We start from the raw sequence: 17,011 nt of genomic DNA, 5'->3' as shown, positions 1-17,011 counted from the left end.
GGCCATCTCAGGATGGCCTGTTTGCTTATCTTATCGGCGCCGTCAATATCACTTGATGCCAAAGAAGCGCCGTATGCGCTCCAGCAGCTCGGCCTGCGGTGGCGTCGCCGGCGTGGTATTCACACTCGCGTGCAGCCGGTTCTCCGCCAGGCGTTCGGCCAGCACCTTGGACAGGGCATCGGCCAGCGTGGGGCGGGCAGTAAGGATGGCTTCGAAGCCGGCCCGATCCAGCCGATAGCACTCCACATAACCGACGGCTACGACGGTGGCACTGCGAGGCGCCCCCGTCATCAGCCCCATCTCGCCAAAGAAGCCGCTGGCCTTGAGCCGCCCGACGTACTGAGCGGTCGGCGTATCGTAGCCATGCCAGATATCGACCTCCCCCACGGTCAGGATATAGAGCCAGTGCGCCACCGCGCCTTCGCGGCTGATCACGTCGCCGGTTTCGAACGGGGCAAAACTCAATTGGGCTGCCAGATGCCGACGCTCTTCGTCGGTAAAATCGGCAAACAGGGGCACGGCCGCAAGTGCAGTCAGGCGCCGGCCGATGTCCTGCTCCTGGCGCTGCGCCGCAGTCTTGTCGTTGTCCTTGGTCATCAGCACATTGTGGCTGCTGCTGGCCAAGGGGATGCCGTGCCTGACCAGCGCGGTGACCAGATGAGCACGCACCTGGGAGTCGGTCGGATCATCGGCTGCAAAATCGGTCAGCCAGTATCGCAGGGCATAGCGCGCCACGCCGTTGTGCGCTTCCATCAGCACAGCCTGTGGTGCAGGCTCGCCCGATACCCCGCTGATACGGGCTTCGCGCACGGCCTGCTGCATCAGCTCGATCACCCGGCTGGGCGGATGCTCCCAAGCCACCTCCAGCCAGATCCAGCGCCGCCATTGCGGCGGACTGCCGTTGAAACGCTTGCCGATGATCTGGAAGTCGTTCTTCATCAGCCAAGCATTGGGCACGACCACCGTCTCGCCATTACGCGTCTCGATCAGCGTCGAACGCCAACCGATCTGCAGCACCTTGCCGGACACATCAGGCAGCTTGACCCACTGGCCCAGGTCCAACGAATCATCGAGCTGCAAGGCGATACCCGACAGGATGTTGCCCAGCGTGTCCTGCATGGCAAAGGCCAGCACCGCGGTGATGACGGCAGAGGTCGTCACGAGTTGCGACAGATCGAGGCCGGCATAGCGCAGACGCACCAGCCCCCAACCCAGATAGGCCAGCATCACCACCACATCCTCGAGTATCCGTGGTGCCTCCACCCCGATCGCCCCCAGCAGCAGTCGGAACAGTGCGAGGCCGAACAGCCGGATGATGACCAGCCCCAGCACGATGGTGAACACCTCGCGGATGACGGCCGCCGCTTCCGGCAAGCCGGCCACGCGGGCCAGCCCGCTAACCCACAGCCCGAGCACGCCCAACACAAGGAACAACAGGGTCAGCATGACATTGCGTCGTTCGGCGGGGCGGAATCGGTGCAGTGCCAGCAACAGGCCACCACAGATGATCAACAGGTAGGGCCACTCCTGGCGTGCAATGGTGTCGAAACTGGACATGGTGACAAACAGTGAGGGGACAGTTCACAGCATAGGCGAAGCCGCCCGCCAGGTGTGGCCCAGCAGGCTGCTCTCCGGCGGCCCCTGGCTCCAGAACTGGAATGGCACGGCGATTCGCCGCCGCTTTGCTACGATGAAATGAACCCCTGCGACAGAGCGGTCATGACCACCCCACAATTCTTTCTCGGGCGCCAACCCATCGTCGGCCGTCAGCGTGAACTGGTCGCCTATGAGCTGCTGTTCCGCACCAGCCAGGACAACCAGGCCAGCGTCAACGACGACGTCGCTGCGAGTGCTGCGGTCATGCAGCACGCCTTCTCCGGGCTGGGTCTCCAGTCAGTCCTGGAAGACAAGCTGGGCTTCATCAATCTATCGGAGCCGCTGCTGCACAGCGACGCCATCGAGATACTGCCGCGCGAGCGGGTAGTACTCGAGATACTGGAAACGGTGGAACTGAGCCCCGTGGTGATCGAGCGCTGTCGCGCGCTCAAGGCGGCCGGTTACCGGTTGGCGCTGGACGATGTCATCCGCTTCGACGAAGCGCAACGCGCCATCCTGCCGTTGCTGGAAGTCGTCAAGCTTGATGTGCTGGCCATGCAGCCCGAAGCAATCGCCGGCCTGGTCAAGGCGCTCAAGCCCTTTGACGTAAAGCTGCTGGCGGAAAAAGTGGATTCAGTCGCCCAGCGGGATTTTTGCCATGATCTGGGTTGCGACCTGTTCCAGGGCTACTACTTTGCCCGACCCACCATACTCAGCGGCAAGCCGGTGCAGCCTTCCGCCCTACTGCTGTTGCAATTGCTGGCCAAGGTCGCGGCCGACGCCGATACCGACGAGCTGGAGGAAACGCTCAAGCATGCGCCGGACCTTACCGTCCACCTGCTGAGGCTGGTCAACTCGGTGGCATTCGGCCTGCCGAACAAGATCGCCAGTGTGCGCACGGCACTCAACCTGCTCGGTCGAGCCCAATTGCATCGCTGGGTTCAGATCATGGTGTTCGCCAAGCAATCAGGCACGCAGTCTGCGGCCGACCCGCTGGTACAGACCGCCGCCGTACGCGGCCATCTGATGGAGAAACTCGCGCTATCGCAAAAGCCATCCGACCCGCTGCTGGCCGGACGCGCCTTTATGGTCGGGATGCTGAGCTTAGTCGACGCACTGTTCGGCAAACCCATGCAGGAGATCCTGGCGCCCCTGAATCTGGAGGACAGCGTGCAGGCAGCCCTGCTGGAGCGGGCCGGTTGGCTAGGTGCAGCGCTGCGCCTGGTGGAGGGGATCGAGCTTGCCGATCATGATGTCACATTGTCGCTGCTGGGCCAGTTTCCGAGCCTGACACCGGATCGGCTCAACTTGCTGCAGATCGAGGCCATGAGCTGGGCCGCCAAGCTGGGCCAGGACGAATCGTAAACGACAGACTGACCCGGGACGACGGTCCCGATCAAGGCGCAGGCGTGGCATTGGCCGGCGGCGTGTCGGTGCGACCGTTCTCGCGCAAGCGTTGCTCGCGCCAGCGCTCCAGACGCTCGCGACGGGCATCCAGCCGCTGTCTCAGCATATTGGCTTCGTTCGGTGTCAGGTCACCGCGTTCCAGGGCTTCGCGTATGCGCGCTTCCCTATGCTGGAATCGCTCGGCCGCCAGCGACTCGCGCGGCGCAAAGCGTGGCTCCGGTCGCAGTGGCAGCGGTCTGCTGCCAACGGGCCCGCCAGGACCTGGGCCCATGGGGCTGCCTGCCGGCGCAGCCGCAAGGGCAGGCAGGACGAGCAACAGGGCAATCAACCAGGACGGGCGGAACATAAACCGATGATGGACAGTCTTTGGACGGATTGAGGATACGCTGGCCATCTGGCCAATGTTCTGCGCAATTGTAAACGGCCTGCCTCACTCCGCGCCGCTGCAAAAGTTTTTTACATCTCTGCTGCGTAACCACGAACCGAATCGCTACACTCCGAACCATGAATACCACAACCACTCCCAAGAAAATCCTACTGATTGACGACGACCCGCGTCTGCGGGAGTTGGTACAACGCTATCTCAATGAACAAGGGTTCTCAGTCGACGCCTTCGAAGACGCCAGCAGGCTCGAGGCGCGGCTGCAGCGCAACCGGCCCCATCTAGTGCTGCTCGACCTGATGATGCCCGGCGAAGACGGGCTGTCCGTCTGCCGCAAGCTCAGGGCCATGGGGGACAATATCCCCATCATCATGCTGACCGCGCGTGGTGACGATATTGATCGCATCATTGGCCTGGAAATGGGCGCCGATGACTACCTGCCCAAGCCATTCAATCCGCGAGAACTGCTGGCGCGCATCAATGCCGTGCTGCGACGGCAGAAGGAACCTTCTGCGCTGGCGGCGCCACTGACGGAAGGCGAAACCTTCGAGTTCGGCCCCTACCGGCTGGAGATTTCCAATCGCAAGCTGCTCAAGGATGGCGAGATCATTCCGCTGACCAATGCGGAATTTGCCCTGCTACGCGTCTTTGCCGGCCACCCCCGCTCGCCGCTGTCGCGGGAACGCCTGATGGAACTGGCGCGCGGGCGCGAGCATGAAGCCTTCGACCGCAGCATCGACGTGCAGGTATCCCGCCTTCGCAAGCTGATCGAGGACAACTCTACCGAGCCACGCTACCTGCAAACCGTCTGGGGCTTTGGCTACGTGTTCGTGCCGGACGGCAGCGAGCGCTAAGGCTGTCATGCGGCTGGATCGTCTGCTACCCCAGACCATATTCTGGCGGCTGGCCTGGCTGACCGCGATTGCGCTGTTCATCAGCGTGGTGTTCGCGGTGTCCCTGTTCACCTATAACCGGCAGCAGATGATCGCGGCCCAGGTATCGGAACAGGTCAGCGAGGTCCTCGCCGACCTCGAAGGCCAGCTCGATGACATGACCCCGGCGGAGCGCGCCGAATGGCTGGCGATCAACCATCGCCCCTACGCCCCTCATCTCGTCAATATCAATACACCCGAAGCCCCGCCGGCCGCTGCGCCGCGCGGTCAGCAGACACGCGCGATTGCCGAGGCCCTGCGGACCAAGTTGGTTGGGGTCGGAGAAGTCCGCGAGGAACGCGACCCCAAGCGCCAGCTCTGGGTCAAGGTCAGCATGCTGGGGCAGCCCTGGTGGCTGGTCATCCCGCTGGGCCGCTTCAAGGGAGATCCGGTATGGACACTGGGTGCCAGCGTGACAGTATTTGCCCTGGCCGCCCTGGCGGTCGCCGCGCTCTTTGCCTGGCGTATCAACCAGCCACTGCGGGAACTGCGCGCCGCTGCCAACCAGCTGGGGCGCGGCGAACGACCACGGGCCCTTCCGGAAACCGGCCCGGTCGAGGTCAAGGACCTGTCTGCAAGCTTCAATCGCATGCTGGCGGATCTCGAGACCAACGAACGCGAACGCAACGTCATGCTGGCCGGCATCTCCCACGACCTGCGTACGCCGCTGGCGCGACTGAAGCTCGGCATCGAGATGATGCGGGACGATTCATTGCGCGAAGGCATGGACGAGGATGTCGAGGACATCGAACGCATCCTGGGCCAGTTTGTCGACTTCGTCCGCGGACTCGGCACGGAAGACATTGTCGAATGCGACCCGGCCGAACTGGCCCGTGGCGTCGTTGCCCGGTACGCCCGCACGGGTGAGCCGGTGGAGTTGCGGCTGGCCGACGATCTGCCGCTGACCCGCTTGCGCCCGCTGGCATTACGGCGTGCGCTGGCCAATCTGATCGACAATGCATTGCGCTACGGCGCGGCACCTTGGGCGCTCACCGTGCAGGCCGAGGCCGATCAGCTGCATTTCATTGTCAGCGACCGGGGGCCGGGCATACCCGAGGCTCAGCAACTGGATGCACGCAAGCCGTTCCATCGGCTCGATGCGGCCAGACGCGCCGACGGTGGTAGTGGCCTGGGTCTCGCCATCGTTGACCGGATTGCCCAGTCGCACGGAGGCGACCTGCTGTTGCACAACGACCCGGCCGGCGGCCTGGCCGCAACGCTGGCGATCCCGATTAGCCCGCACTGACGGGGCACCAGTACGGTGCGGGTCACGCACCGAAAGCTCGCCATCGCCCCCCGATACCTGGACTGAGAACCGGGGCTGAGCGTGCAGTACCGATCGCCAGCGCACCATGACATGCATGGCATGCCCCTTGCTGAAGCGCAGCCACCCCTACGCTTCCAACCGACGTCACGAGCGTCGCATCCATCATGTCAGCCACCCCTCAAGACCATCTCAACGGCCAATCCTGGTCAGGCATGCCCTGGTTGGGCAAGGCCGGCCGCCTACAACTGCGCTGGGCCACCTGGCTGAACCAGGGACGCAAGCGTGAAATCGAGCAGACCTTCGCCGGTATCGCCCATAGTCGTGCGCAACTGTTGCATACCTGGGCAGAGCAGCAGTGGACCCTGCTTGAACAGCTTGCCGGAGACTTTGCCAACGATTGGCCCAGGCTGGACCAGGCCAACCTGCAAGCTGCCCTCGCCCATTCGCCGGACCCCAGCGAGCTGCTACTGCTGGATACCGATGGTCTTGTACTGCTCAGCACGCACGCACCACATTGCGGAAAACGCATACTGCCGGCGGAGATACTGCAACGCGGCCTGAAGGCTCCGTTCCTGCACGGCCCTTATCTTGACCAGGCGACCGTGGGCATCGGCCCCAGCAGCTCCCGCTTCCACGATGCCGTGACCCTGATGTTCTATCAGCCCGTCCGCCTGGCAGGAAAGACGCTCGGTTGCCTGTGTGCCCGGGTGCCCAACGATGTGCTGGGCGATCTGATCCAGCGGGAAGCCGGGCACGTATTCCGGGACTCCGGCGACAATTACCTGTTCATGCTCAAGCCCGGGCTCGACACCCGCATCGCCCCCGGCACGGCCTTGTCACGCTCACGCTTCGAAGACGCCACCTTTACCGGCGGCGACAACCTGAAACAGGGCGTACCGACGGCCTACGGCGAAGTCAGGGTCAAGCAGCATACGGAGTTCGAACTGCGCTTCACCGACCCGGCCACCGGCAACCTCCATCCTGGCGTCGCCGCCACCATCGCGCACGGCAGCAACCTCTCGGTTGCTTATCCGGGCTATCCCGACTATCGACACATCCCGGTCATTGGCAGCGGCGTAACGCTGAGCCTGCCAGGGTCACCGGACCGCTGGGGCATGATGTGCGAAGCCGATCTCGAAGAGGTTTATCGACACCGGGCGTTATCGCTGGGCCTCGGGTTCTGGCAAATACTCAGCGGCCTCCTGGCCAGCTTGATGCTCTGCCTCTGGACGGGTGTCGGCATCGCCAGTCATGGCCTGGCGATCCTGACCACAGTCCTCGCCAGCAACCTGCTTTTCTGGCTCGTTGCCAGCAGGCCGCTGACGCAGCGTCTGCAACATCTGAACCGGTTCTTTCTGGATGTCGCGGAACGGGGCGCCCCTTTATCAGGCCGGCTGCAGCCGGCCGACTTCCCGCATGACGAGACCGGTGTCCAGGCCGGCTGGATCAACAGCTTTGTCGACAAGATGGATGAGACGCTGAAGAGCATGACGCGGGTCTCCAACGAGCTGGCGCAAGGCTCTCAGCGGCTGGGGCAAGTATCCGGCAGCGTACGGCAGGCGGCCCATACCCAGAACCTGGCGGCCGTCAGCGCCAGCGGGGCGGTGCACGAGATGGGACAGGCCATAGCCAGCGTGGCGGAAAACACCGCCCATACGGAAACAGCCTCGCACGAGACGGTCGCCCTCTCGGCAGAGGGGGAGCGGGTCATCCAGCAGACCGCAGCCGACATCAGCGCACTGACCCATGCCGTACGAGATTCTGCCGGGGCGTTGACCGCCCTGGGTGAGCGCGCCGGGGACATCGGCCGTATCGCCAATACCATCCGCGAAATTGCCGATCAAACCAATCTGCTGGCGCTCAATGCCGCCATTGAGGCGGCCCGGGCAGGGGAGTCCGGCCGCGGCTTTGCCGTGGTGGCCGACGAGGTACGCAAGCTGGCGGAACGAACCACCGCAGCCACCAGTGAAATCGGCGCCACGCTGAATGCCATCGAAAGCGATATGAGCGCCGCTAGTGTCGCGGTAGCCGCTTGCGAGACGACAGCCAGCCAAGGCCTGGAGCAGGCGGATTCGGCAAGCAAGGCCCTGCGCCGTATCAACGAAGGCGCCCGCGCCACCTTGTCCCGCATTGCCGACATCGGCGCGGCCATGCGCGAACAACAAGCCCGTACCAGCCATATCAACCATGAGGTCGGGCAAATCGGCATCGGCTCCGGCCAGAGCCTCGCCGCCGCACAGGAAGCCCAGTTGAGGGTGCAGCAACTCGGCCTGTTGGTACTGGACCTGCAGCGAACCTCGGCCCGGTTGCGCCAGCAACCCGTCCACGACCTGGGAAACTGAGTACCCGCCACCGCCGTTGCATGCTTGCCTTCCCGGCCCTGCCGCAAAACGATTTGCGGCAGGGCCGGGTGTCGTTTGCGCTATATTCCCGGCACAAACAACAAGGAGATCAACATGAAGCTGCTCAAACGCGTGGTGGTGTTCGTCGCCGGGCTGGTCGTGCTGCTGGTGATCATCGGTTTTCTGCTGCCCAGCCATTTTGCGGTACAGCGCAGCACCGTGATCCAGGCTCCGCCGGAAAAGATCTTCGCGCAGATCGATGCGCCCGCGGCATGGACGACCTGGACAGTCTGGAACCGGCGGGATCCGGCGATGAAAATCGAATACAGCGGCCCCAAGCAGGGGCTCAACGCCGCCTGGCGCTGGGAAAGCGCGACGGAAGGCAACGGCGGCATGACCTTTACCGCCATCGAGCCGGGACGGCAGCTGACCTATCGCCTTGAATTCCCCGACATGGGCATGGTGTCCACCGGCGTGCTGCGGCTGGAGCCGGAAGGCAGCGCCACCAAGGTCACCTGGACCAATGAGGGTGATATGGGTAACAACCCGATCAATCGCTACTTCGGGCTCATCATGGACAAGATGGTTGGGCCGGACTTTGCAGCGGGTCTCGCCAACCTCAAGGAAATCGTGGAAAAACAGGGCTGATCCGCCCGTCCCGGTCCGCCGGGTTAACTGATCGCGATCCAGCCGATCCTGGATCGCGATGTCTTTGCCTTTACAAAAACAGGAGACAGACTCAATGCACACCAATCAAAGCGTATTTCTGGTCAGCGGTGGCGCGTCCGGCCTCGGCGCCGCCGTGGTCCGCATGGCGGCAGCGCTCGGCAGCAAGGTGGTCATCGTTGACCGTAACGAAGCTGCCGGTAATGCGCTGGCGGAGGAACTGGGCGCCAGCGTCGCCTTTGCCGCAGCAGACGTCACCGACGAAGCCAGTTGCAAGGCCGCGATCGCCCTTGCTGGCGAACGCTTTGGCCGCCTGGATGTGCTGGTGAACTGCGCAGGCGTGGTCCATGGCGAAAAGGTGGTAGGCAAGGAAGCAGCCCATGCGCTCGACAGCTTCAAGCGCGTCGTCGACGTCAACCTGATCGGCAGCTTCAACCTGCTTCGCCTCGCTGCCGATGCCATGAGCAAGCAATCCGCCCATGACAGTGCCGAACGCGGGGTGATCATCAATACCGCCTCGGTCGCTGCCTTTGATGGCCAAATCGGGCAATGCGCCTATGCCGCCTCCAAGGCGGCCATCGTGGGTATGACACTACCCGCAGCCCGGGAACTGGCCCGCTTCGGCATCCGTGTCATGACCATCGCCCCCGGCATCTTCAAGACGCCGATGATGGCTGGTCTGCCGCAGGAGGTTCAGGATAGCCTTGGCGCCAATGTCCCCTTCCCTTCCCGGCTCGGCGAACCCGCAGAGTATGCGCAGTTGGTCATGGCCATCGTCAGCAACCCCATGCTGAACGGTGAGGTTATCCGGCTGGACGGTGCCTTGCGGATGCAACCCAAGTAGTCGACCAGTGCACTGACTGCGCCACCATGCAAAACGCCCCGATCAACGGGGCGTTTTGCATGAAGCGAAGGACTGAAATCAATCAGGCCGAGAACGAGGAACCACAACCGCAGGTCGAGGTGGCGTTCGGGTTCTTGATCGTGAACTGCGAGCCTTCGATGCTCTCGACGTAGTCAATCTCGGCACCGACCAGATACTGGTAGCTCATCGGATCCACCAGCAGGGTCACGCCATTCTTGCTGAACGGGGTGTCATCCTCGTTGGTGATCTCATCGAAAGTAAAGCCATACTGGAAGCCGGAACAGCCACCACCGGTCACGAACACGCGCAGCTTCAGGTCCGGGTTGCCTTCCTCGGCGATCAGCTCTGCCACCTTGGAGGCGGCATTGTCGGTAAACACAAAGGGGGTCGTGATGTCAGCAGGGGCGTTCATATTCGGGTACTCCAGACGATTCAATGATTTATGCGCCAATTATCCGCGCTTATCGGGCATTTGTTAACCCTTTACGTACCAGGGTCTTACCACCGGGACGGCACAGGCCGTCCACGGCGAGGAAACATCGGCCACCGCGTGATCTCGATAAACCATCCGCAGCCTGGACGCTCAACTGTCCTTCGATACTTCCTCTGCCTTTAGATGGGTCTGCTTGGCCGGAGTTTCAACCTTGGCCGCCAACAAGGGGACTTTGTCCTTGCCGCCACCGAGGTGTATCAGTTGACCGGATACCACGGCACCGGGGTGCATCTCCAGCGTCTGGTAGTGCACATCGCCCTGAACCCGGCATTTGGACTGCAGCTCAAGGTAGTGGGCAGCATAGATGGGGCCTTCCACCGCCCCATTCAGTACCAGGTGGGCAACCCGCACGGTGCCCTTGATGCGCGCCTTCTCACTGACGACCAGCGTGCTCTGCTTGTCATCGGCAGCGGTTACATCGCCGCAGATCTCGCCATCCACCCGCAAGCCGCCCGAGAAGGTCATATTGCCGACTATCTTGGTTTCCAGCCCAATCAGGCTGTCGATGCGGTTGCTGGCCTTCTGCTTGTCATTACCGAACACGGGTCATCCTTTCACATCATATGAGCGCGAGAGTTTCACGCGATTGTCGCCGTTGGCATAGATACGTATCTCTACCTGCCTGAGCTTGGTATCCGCCGCCAGTTCGGTCTCCCGCTCCAGGCGGGTGAATCGCGACACGGTCAAAGGCAGCCGCGCCGCAGGCCAGACCAGCGTCTCGCGTCGTCCAGCCCGCTCCACCACCAGCCGGAAATCCACCTCGCCCTTGAAAGCCTCCTGGCTGGATTGTCCCTGCACCAGCGTCGCTCGCAGGCGATAGTGGCCCGGCGTCAGCGGTTCGACCCGGAACTGGTCGATCGCCAGCGCGGGGGCGCGATCGGTCTTGGTCAGCAAGGACTCATAGAAGGCAATCTGCTCACGCAGGCCGCTATTGTCAGACTGCAGCTGCGACAACTGTTTGGAGAGGGTCTCTCGCGTCGCCCCCTCGAGCCGAAGTTGCTGCTCCAGTGTCTGCAGTTTTTGCCTGGACTCGCCGAGCTCGAGCAATAAACGACCATTCTGCACGGAGACGCCGTCAGCCGCCTGGCTGGATACCAGCCCGCGGCGTCCTTCCTGGGCGCCATAGTCATAGACGCCGTAGCCGACGCCCGCCAGGATCACCAGACCCAGCAGCAGCAAGCCCGCCCTGGCATACCAGGACAAATGCCGGCGTACCGCCAGCTTGGCGGTCGCCAGATGATTGCCGCGACGTTTCCAGCGCCCGATCATTAAGGCAGCAGGGGAACGATATCGAGCCCCTGGCCTTCCGGCAGACCAAAGAGCAGGTTCATGTTCTGTACCGCCTGGCCGGCGGCGCCCTTGACCAGATTGTCGATCACCGACAGAACGACGACCGTGTCCCCTCCCTGCGGACGTTGGACGGCAATACGGCAGGTATTGGCGCCGCGTACCGAACGGGTTTCCGGCGTACTGCCCGCGGGCATCACGTCGACAAAGTGTTCATTCGCGTAACGTTGTTCGAACAGCGCCTGCACATCCACGTCACGCGTCAAACGGGCGTAGAGGGTGGCGTGGATGCCGCGGATCAGTGGGGTCAGGTGCGGCACGAAGGTCAGGCCGATCGGCGCCTGACTGGCACGTGCCAAGCCTTGCTTGATCTCGGGTAGATGACGATGGCCACCGACGCCGTAAGCCTTGAAATTGTCCCCGGCTTCGGCAAACAGGGTATGGACCTCGGCCTTGCGCCCGGCGCCGGATACGCCCGACTTGCTGTCGGCAATCAGGCTGCCGGCATCGACCACGCCGGCCTCGATCAGTGGCAGGAAGCCAAGCTGTACGGCGGTCGGATAGCAACCCGGGTTGGCGATCAGGCGGGCGGAGCGGATCTGCTCCCGATTGACTTCAGGCAGGCCGTATACGGCTTCGGCAACCAATTGCGGGCTGGCGTGGCTCATGCCATACCATTTCTCCCACTCGGCCACGTCCTTGATGCGGAAGTCAGCCGCCAGGTCGATGACCTTGACCCCGGCAGCCAGCAGGTTGGCCGCCTCTTGCATGGCAATGCCGTTGGGCGTGGCGAAGAAGACCACGTCACAGGTTTCCAGCTGGGCATCGGCAGGCGTTGAGAAGGCGATGTCCACATGACCACGAAGGCTCGGGTACATCTCGGCCACCGGCATGCCGGCCTCTTTGCGCGAGGTGATCGCGTGCAGCTTGACGCCACCATGGCGCGCCAGCAAACGCATCAGCTCCACGCCCGTGTAACCCGTACCGCCGACTATGCCTACCTTGATCATGCTTGTATCCCAGACCAGTAAAAGCCCTAAGAAGGGCGATCATACAACGATTCGTTGATATGCCGGATAGATATAATCATGGCAAGAAAAAAGCCGCCAGTGAAAGCTGGCGGCTTCTTTCCGGCTTGCGCCGGCATACTCGAACGAATCTTCGCGTCGAATCTCTGGCGACTTAGCGCTTCGAGAACTGCTTGGCACGGCGAGCTTTACGCAGGCCGACCTTCTTACGTTCAACTTCACGAGCATCACGGGTAACCAGACCAGCCTTCGACAGCGTGGGCTTCAGCGCAGCATCGAATTCGATCAGGGCACGGGTGATACCGTGGCGCAGCGCGCCGGCTTGGCCGGTTTCGCCGCCGCCGGCAACATTCACCAGAATGTCGAAGGCTTCGAGGTTCTCGGTCAGCGTCAGCGGCTGACGAACGACCATACGGCCAGTTTCACGCGAGAAGTACTCATCCAACGGCTTGCCGTTGACGACGATCTTGCCAGTGCCCTTGGCCATGAACACGCGAGCTACCGAGCTCTTGCGACGGCCAGTGCCGTAGTAATACTTGCCAACCATGTTGTCAGTCCTTGTATCTGATTAGGTTAGATCTCGAGGACTTTAGGCTGTTGCGCAACGTGCGGATGCTCTGCGCTAGCGTAGACCTTGAGCTTCTTGATCATGGCGTAGCCGAGGGGACCCTTGGGCAGCATGCCCTTGACAGCCTTCTCGAGCACGCGCTCAGGGAAACGTTCCTGCATTTCGGTGAAGGAACGCTCATAGATACCGCCCGGGTAGCCCGAGTGGCGGAAATAAGTCTTCTGCTGTGCCTTGTCGCCGGTCACGCGCAGTTTGCCAGCGTTGACGACAACGATGAAATCACCGGTATCAACGTGGGGGGTGTAGATGGCTTTGTGCTTGCCACGCAGGCGGTGAGCGATTTCAGCGGCGAGGCGACCGAGTACTTTGTCGGTGGCGTCTACCACGAACCAGTCACGCTGTACCTCGTGCGGCTTTGCGGAGAAGGTTTTCATACGGCTCTTCCAGATTCGTTCGATTTACGGAAAGTCGCGCATTCTATTTGAAAAAACAACGCGATGTCAAACCAAACGATGGGATGATTAATGGGCGACCGTGTCTACAAGACAACACGCCCGCCGCGAACAAAAAAAAGCGCAAGCCATTCGGGCTTGCGCGTAATTCCACCAAAGAAGGAGGATGGAGGAGACAACATCAAAGCACACACATTGCGTGTACAGCCTCAATGCAGTTCGCATCCTACGCGAAGCTTACATTCCAGGCAAGTACTTTTTTGTGCAGTGCGCCATAAAACCGATGAACAGGAATAAAGTTACAAGAAATTTCGCTTAAAAAATCGCTTTTTCGGCCTCAAACTACAATTCTGTAAGCGTGGGGCCAAGTTTATGCAATCAGGCTTGCGCAATGCGACAAATTACCAAGCCAGCACACCAATCAGCCGGAAAGGGTCTCTCTTATGCGCGCGCGCATTAAATGGATAGAAAACGTCAGCTTCCTCGCTCAAAGCGAAACCGGTCACGCCGTACTCATGGACGGTGCGCCAGCTGCCGGCGGGCAGAATCTCGGGCCTCGCCCCATGGAAATGGTGCTCATGGGTACCGGCGGTTGTACCGCTTTCGACGTGGTGGCCATCCTGAAGAAGAGCCGCGCGGATATCGTGGACTGCGAGGTGCAACTGGAAGCAGACCGGGCCGAGACCGAGCCCAAGGTGTTCACCCGCATTCATATGCATTTTGTGGTGAAGGGTCGCAGCCTGAAGCCCGAACAGGTCAAGCGCGCGATCGACCTGTCGGCGGAGAAGTACTGCTCGGCCTCCATCATGCTGGGCAAGACGGCCGAGATCACCCATGACTTCGAGATCGTGGAAGTACCGTAAGGCCTGGCGCCCTTCCCGCATTATTCCGCCACGGCGCCCGGCTCGGCATGCTCTTCGATACGCTTGGGCAATACCCGTAGATGGCGAGCCGGCGAACGACGCAACGCATGCCAGGCCAGGGCGATGCCCAGCACCCCGATCACATGCAGGGCGCCTCGGAGGCCGAATGCCGTCGCCAGGGCGCCGCCGCATAGCGCGCCCAGCGGCGCCGGGGCGACTGTCAGGAAGCGCATGGTGGCGATCATCCGGCCCAGCAGCTCATCCGGCGTGACCGCCGCCCGGGCTGCCAGGTAGTTGATCGAGAACAGCGTGGCGCCAAACGAGAACAGGCCCTGGCAAAGGCTGAACCAGAGCATGGTCGGGCCGATATGGGTGGGAATCAAGCCAAAGCCGAGCCAGGCCAGCGACGTGGCGACAAAGCCCCACCCTACCGTCGGCCCGATACCCAGCCGGCCACCCAGCCACCCCGCACTCAGCGCAGCCGCCAGGCTACCCAAGCCACCCAGCATATAGCTGGCGCCCATGCGCCCGGCATCCAGCCCCAGTTCACGCGTGGCATACAGGACCAGCACGGCCGCCAGCATGTAGTTGAGCAATTGCCAGCACGCCGTCTGGATCGCAAACGCGCGCAGCAGTGGCATCTCCCATACCAGACGCAACCCGGCCTTGATCTCGGCCAGCACGGAGCTGTCGGCAGCCCTTGGTGCGGGTGCTGGCTCGGTGGCGCGTATGGTGCGCAAGATCAACGCCGACACAACAAACGAGCTTGCATTGAACAGGATGGCGACCGGGGCGCTCAGCCACTGGATCAATACCCCGGCAAGGCCAGGCGCCATGACCTGGGCGGTCGACGAGGTCGCCATGAACTTGCTGTGCGCCTCGACCAGCCTGTCCTTGCCGATCAGGGTCGCGACATAGCTCTGGTGGGCAGACCCTCCCACCACCTCGCCACTCAGCACCAGAAAGCCGACAACCCATAGCACCGGCATCGACAGGACGCCCAGCCCCGCTGCAATGGGCACGACCAGCAAGGCCATGGCGCAGCCGATATCACGCAGCATCATCAGCGGCATGCGTCGCACACGGTCGATCAAGACGCCGGCGTGCAGGCTGAATAGCGCGAAAGGGAGTACCTCGATCGCCGAGAGCACGCCCATCTCCATGGGCGTGGCGTGCAGCAGCACAGCCGCCGTGAGCGGCAGCGCGAGGTGCGATATATAAGAACCGAAATCGGAGATACCCTGCGCCAGCCACAGGCGCACAAAGTCGGAGTTTCGCCACAGCCCGGTGATCGGGATACGGAGCATGGATACAGCCCAGGTTATGCTGGTTTCGGATGGCGCCCCGACAGTCGTTCAGCGCCAGGCACCATCAGGACGGGGATGGCCGTGCTGCAGGCCGGCTAGATGCGGTAAGACAGAGAGGTCATCACCTTTGACATCGCGCGCATCGCCGCCTTGGCCGGCGGCGGCAGTTCAGCCGCGCCGAGCTCGATCGCCATCTCCGCATGCGCCGTCTCATCCGCGTGCATCTGCGTCACGATGGCCCGGCTGCGGGTATCGGCCTCGGGCAGGACATCCAGATGGCTGGCGAGATGCTCGCCTACCTGTCGTTCGGTTTCGGCCAGGAAACCCAGATTCCAGCGATCACCGATCAGGCCGGCGGCGACCCCCATCGCCAGGGAACCGGCATACCATAGCGGATTGAGCAGGCTCTGGCGCCCGCCCAGCTCCGCGATACGCTGCTCGGTCCAGGCCAGATGCTCGACCTCCTCGTGTGCGGCTTGCCGCAGGGCATCGCGCGCCTTGCTATCACGGGCGGTCAGCGCCTGCCCCTGGTACAGCGCCTGCGCACATACCTCGCCGCAATGGTTGACGCGCATCAGGCCCGCGGCGTGACGGCGCTGCGTGGCATCCAGCTCAGCCTCGGGCAGTTGCGCATCGGGGTGAGGACGCAGGCTTGCCGCTGGCGCGAAGACGGTACGCAAGGCGCGGTCGAATTCGGCAATCAGCTTGTCCATGGTCCACTCCCAAGTTTGAGGAAATCTATCAGCCTGCGATTGTAGAGCCTGCCATCAACTATTGCACCCTCCCGGCGCCCTTGGGCTTGATCGAACGCAAGCCCGGCCGGAGAAATGCCTATCCATGACAGGCCACCCCCGCGATGCCTGTCGCCGGCCGCCCGTTGACGCTGTGCTACCATTTCGGTCTGGTGCCAACGGATATAATCTTCGTCATCCATGAAAAAACTACTCTGCATACTCGCCATCGCCCTGGCGGCCCCCTTCTGCATGGCGGCCAACCCAGTGGTACGTCTCAGCACCAACGTGGGCGATATCGATCTCGAGCTTTACCCGGAAAAAGCGCCGATCACGGTCGAGAACTTCCTGCGCTACGTGAAAAAGAACTATTACAGCGGTACGGTCTTTCATCGCGTGATCCCCGGCTTTGTCGCCCAGGCAGGTGGCTATACCGCGGACATCAAGGACAAGCCTGCCGGCAAGACGATACAGAACGAGGCCGACAACGGCCTTTCCAACCAGTTGGGCACGGTCGCCATGGCCAGGCAGAACACGCCTCACTCCGCGACCTCGCAGTTCTTTATCAATCTGAACAACAATACCGGCCTCGACTATCGCGACAAGGAAACCGGCCGAGGCTGGGGCTACGCGGTATTTGGCAAGGTCGTACAGGGTATGGAGGTGGTGGAAAAGATCGCCGCCACCCCGACCAGTCGTATCAACAACATGAGCGACGTCCCGACCATGCCTATCGTCATCAAGTCGGCCCGCCTGCTCCCTGAGGCCAAGGCCGCCGATGTCGTGGCCGAGCCTGCCAAACCCTGATCACCCAGTCATCCAAGT

Annotated in this window: 18 protein-coding genes; 8 read left to right on the top strand and 10 right to left on the bottom strand. The window is 62.3% G+C overall.

The genetic code is table 11. From position 1 onward, the window contains the following. Positions 1–48: 48 nt before the first annotated feature. A complete protein-coding gene (locus tag ACYVHK_RS02070; protein WP_460527073.1) occupies positions 49–1,557 on the bottom strand; it encodes a cyclic nucleotide-binding domain-containing protein in 1,509 nt (502 codons plus the stop codon). Between the two features lie 162 nt (positions 1,558–1,719). Between ACYVHK_RS02070 and ACYVHK_RS02065 the strand changes: the two genes are divergently transcribed. Further along, positions 1,720–2,961: an EAL and HDOD domain-containing protein gene (locus ACYVHK_RS02065; protein WP_460527071.1), complete on the top strand. Its 1,242-nt coding sequence runs from the start codon at positions 1,720–1,722 to the stop codon at positions 2,959–2,961. Between the two features lie 31 nt (positions 2,962–2,992). Here ACYVHK_RS02065 and ACYVHK_RS02060 read toward each other — a convergent pair whose 3' ends face one another. Next, on the bottom strand, positions 2,993–3,349 hold the full coding sequence (locus ACYVHK_RS02060; RefSeq protein ID WP_460527069.1) for a hypothetical protein: 357 nt from the start codon (positions 3,347–3,349) through the stop codon (positions 2,993–2,995). Between the two features lie 158 nt (positions 3,350–3,507). On the opposite strand from ACYVHK_RS02060, the gene ompR reads away from it, so the two are divergent. The 5 genes from ompR to ACYVHK_RS02035 all read left to right on the top strand — a co-directional run bounded on the left by ompR (position 3,508) and on the right by ACYVHK_RS02035 (position 9,436). Then, positions 3,508–4,239: a response regulator transcription factor family protein gene (gene ompR / locus ACYVHK_RS02055; RefSeq protein ID WP_460527067.1), complete on the top strand. Its 732-nt coding sequence runs from the start codon at positions 3,508–3,510 to the stop codon at positions 4,237–4,239. 7 nt (positions 4,240–4,246) lie between these two features. Further along, positions 4,247–5,563: a two-component system sensor histidine kinase family protein gene (locus tag ACYVHK_RS02050; RefSeq protein WP_460527065.1), complete on the top strand. Its 1,317-nt coding sequence runs from the start codon at positions 4,247–4,249 to the stop codon at positions 5,561–5,563. A gap of 185 nt (positions 5,564–5,748) precedes the next feature. Then, complete coding sequence (locus tag ACYVHK_RS02045) at positions 5,749–7,926, top strand: methyl-accepting chemotaxis protein (RefSeq protein WP_460527063.1); 2,178 nt, start codon at positions 5,749–5,751, stop codon at positions 7,924–7,926. 114 nt (positions 7,927–8,040) lie between these two features. Next, on the top strand, positions 8,041–8,574 hold the full coding sequence (locus ACYVHK_RS02040) for an SRPBCC family protein (RefSeq protein ID WP_460527061.1): 534 nt from the start codon (positions 8,041–8,043) through the stop codon (positions 8,572–8,574). Positions 8,575–8,668: 94 nt separating this feature from the next. Continuing rightward, a complete protein-coding gene (locus tag ACYVHK_RS02035; protein ID WP_460527059.1) occupies positions 8,669–9,436 on the top strand; it encodes a 3-hydroxyacyl-CoA dehydrogenase in 768 nt (255 codons plus the stop codon). Between the two features lie 82 nt (positions 9,437–9,518). Here ACYVHK_RS02035 and erpA read toward each other — a convergent pair whose 3' ends face one another. From erpA to rplM, 6 genes are all read right to left on the bottom strand, one after another. After that, positions 9,519–9,869, bottom strand: a complete 351-nt coding sequence (erpA, locus tag ACYVHK_RS02030) for an iron-sulfur cluster insertion protein ErpA (RefSeq protein WP_460527057.1) — start codon at positions 9,867–9,869, stop codon at positions 9,519–9,521. A 171-nt stretch (positions 9,870–10,040) separates the two neighbouring features. Continuing rightward, a complete protein-coding gene (locus tag ACYVHK_RS02025; RefSeq protein ID WP_460527055.1) occupies positions 10,041–10,493 on the bottom strand; it encodes a bactofilin family protein in 453 nt (150 codons plus the stop codon). A 3-nt stretch (positions 10,494–10,496) separates the two neighbouring features. Next, positions 10,497–11,219 (bottom strand): DUF6776 family protein, encoded by a 723-nt coding sequence (locus ACYVHK_RS02020; RefSeq protein ID WP_460527053.1) that lies wholly within the window; start codon positions 11,217–11,219, stop codon positions 10,497–10,499. Beyond that, a complete protein-coding gene (argC, locus tag ACYVHK_RS02015; protein ID WP_460527051.1) occupies positions 11,219–12,247 on the bottom strand; it encodes an N-acetyl-gamma-glutamyl-phosphate reductase in 1,029 nt (342 codons plus the stop codon). The genes ACYVHK_RS02020 and argC overlap by 1 nt, the downstream gene beginning before the upstream one ends. A 172-nt stretch (positions 12,248–12,419) precedes the next feature. Continuing rightward, the gene (gene rpsI / locus ACYVHK_RS02010; RefSeq protein WP_460527049.1) at positions 12,420–12,812 is read right to left on the bottom strand and encodes a 30S ribosomal protein S9; all 393 of its coding nucleotides are present in this window, start codon (positions 12,810–12,812) and stop codon (positions 12,420–12,422) included. Between the two features lie 26 nt (positions 12,813–12,838). Beyond that, positions 12,839–13,267 carry a 50S ribosomal protein L13 gene (rplM, locus tag ACYVHK_RS02005; RefSeq protein WP_284194469.1) on the bottom strand — a complete coding sequence of 143 codons (429 nt, stop codon included), beginning with the start codon at positions 13,265–13,267 and terminating at the stop codon, positions 12,839–12,841. A 461-nt stretch (positions 13,268–13,728) separates the two neighbouring features. Here rplM and ACYVHK_RS02000 point away from each other — a divergent pair, with 461 nt between their 5' ends. Continuing rightward, entirely contained in the window at positions 13,729–14,148 is a 420-nt protein-coding gene (locus ACYVHK_RS02000; protein ID WP_460527047.1) for an OsmC family protein, read from the top strand. A 20-nt stretch (positions 14,149–14,168) separates the two neighbouring features. Here the strand turns inward: ACYVHK_RS02000 and ACYVHK_RS01995 are convergent, their stop codons facing one another. After that, positions 14,169–15,455, bottom strand: a complete 1,287-nt coding sequence (locus tag ACYVHK_RS01995; RefSeq protein ID WP_460527045.1) for an MFS transporter — start codon at positions 15,453–15,455, stop codon at positions 14,169–14,171. A 95-nt stretch (positions 15,456–15,550) separates the two neighbouring features. Continuing rightward, complete coding sequence (gene coq7 / locus ACYVHK_RS01990) at positions 15,551–16,168, bottom strand: 3-demethoxyubiquinol 3-hydroxylase (RefSeq protein ID WP_460527043.1); 618 nt, start codon at positions 16,166–16,168, stop codon at positions 15,551–15,553. Positions 16,169–16,387: 219 nt separating this feature from the next. Here coq7 and ACYVHK_RS01985 point away from each other — a divergent pair, with 219 nt between their 5' ends. After that, on the top strand, positions 16,388–16,993 hold the full coding sequence (locus ACYVHK_RS01985; protein ID WP_460527041.1) for a peptidylprolyl isomerase: 606 nt from the start codon (positions 16,388–16,390) through the stop codon (positions 16,991–16,993). The last annotated feature ends 18 nt before the right edge of the window (positions 16,994–17,011 follow it).

The organism is Chitinimonas naiadis, assembly GCF_054780835.1.
The sequence above is the reverse complement of the archived record's forward strand: the minus strand, read 5'-3'. Positions and strand labels throughout refer to the sequence as shown.

Excerpts from the sequence above, each read along its gene's own strand:
- ACYVHK_RS02070 (WP_460527073.1), bottom strand. The coding sequence starts at position 1,557 with ATGTCCAGTTTCGACACCATTGCACGCCAGGAGTGGCCCTACCTGTTG.
- ACYVHK_RS02065 (WP_460527071.1), top strand. The coding sequence starts at position 1,720 with ATGACCACCCCACAATTCTTTCTCGGGCGCCAACCCATCGTCGGCCGT.
- ACYVHK_RS02060 (WP_460527069.1), bottom strand. The coding sequence starts at position 3,349 with ATGTTCCGCCCGTCCTGGTTGATTGCCCTGTTGCTCGTCCTGCCTGCC.
- ompR (WP_460527067.1), top strand. The coding sequence starts at position 3,508 with ATGAATACCACAACCACTCCCAAGAAAATCCTACTGATTGACGACGAC.
- ACYVHK_RS02050 (WP_460527065.1), top strand. The coding sequence starts at position 4,247 with ATGCGGCTGGATCGTCTGCTACCCCAGACCATATTCTGGCGGCTGGCC.
- ACYVHK_RS02045 (WP_460527063.1), top strand. The coding sequence starts at position 5,749 with ATGTCAGCCACCCCTCAAGACCATCTCAACGGCCAATCCTGGTCAGGC.
- ACYVHK_RS02040 (WP_460527061.1), top strand. The coding sequence starts at position 8,041 with ATGAAGCTGCTCAAACGCGTGGTGGTGTTCGTCGCCGGGCTGGTCGTG.
- ACYVHK_RS02035 (WP_460527059.1), top strand. The coding sequence starts at position 8,669 with ATGCACACCAATCAAAGCGTATTTCTGGTCAGCGGTGGCGCGTCCGGC.
- erpA (WP_460527057.1), bottom strand. The coding sequence starts at position 9,869 with ATGAACGCCCCTGCTGACATCACGACCCCCTTTGTGTTTACCGACAAT.
- ACYVHK_RS02020 (WP_460527053.1), bottom strand. The coding sequence starts at position 11,219 with ATGATCGGGCGCTGGAAACGTCGCGGCAATCATCTGGCGACCGCCAAG.
- argC (WP_460527051.1), bottom strand. The coding sequence starts at position 12,247 with ATGATCAAGGTAGGCATAGTCGGCGGTACGGGTTACACGGGCGTGGAG.
- rpsI (WP_460527049.1), bottom strand. The coding sequence starts at position 12,812 with ATGGTTGGCAAGTATTACTACGGCACTGGCCGTCGCAAGAGCTCGGTA.
- rplM (WP_284194469.1), bottom strand. The coding sequence starts at position 13,267 with ATGAAAACCTTCTCCGCAAAGCCGCACGAGGTACAGCGTGACTGGTTC.
- ACYVHK_RS02000 (WP_460527047.1), top strand. The coding sequence starts at position 13,729 with ATGCGCGCGCGCATTAAATGGATAGAAAACGTCAGCTTCCTCGCTCAA.
- ACYVHK_RS01995 (WP_460527045.1), bottom strand. The coding sequence starts at position 15,455 with ATGCTCCGTATCCCGATCACCGGGCTGTGGCGAAACTCCGACTTTGTG.
- coq7 (WP_460527043.1), bottom strand. The coding sequence starts at position 16,168 with ATGGACAAGCTGATTGCCGAATTCGACCGCGCCTTGCGTACCGTCTTC.
- ACYVHK_RS01985 (WP_460527041.1), top strand. The coding sequence starts at position 16,388 with ATGAAAAAACTACTCTGCATACTCGCCATCGCCCTGGCGGCCCCCTTC.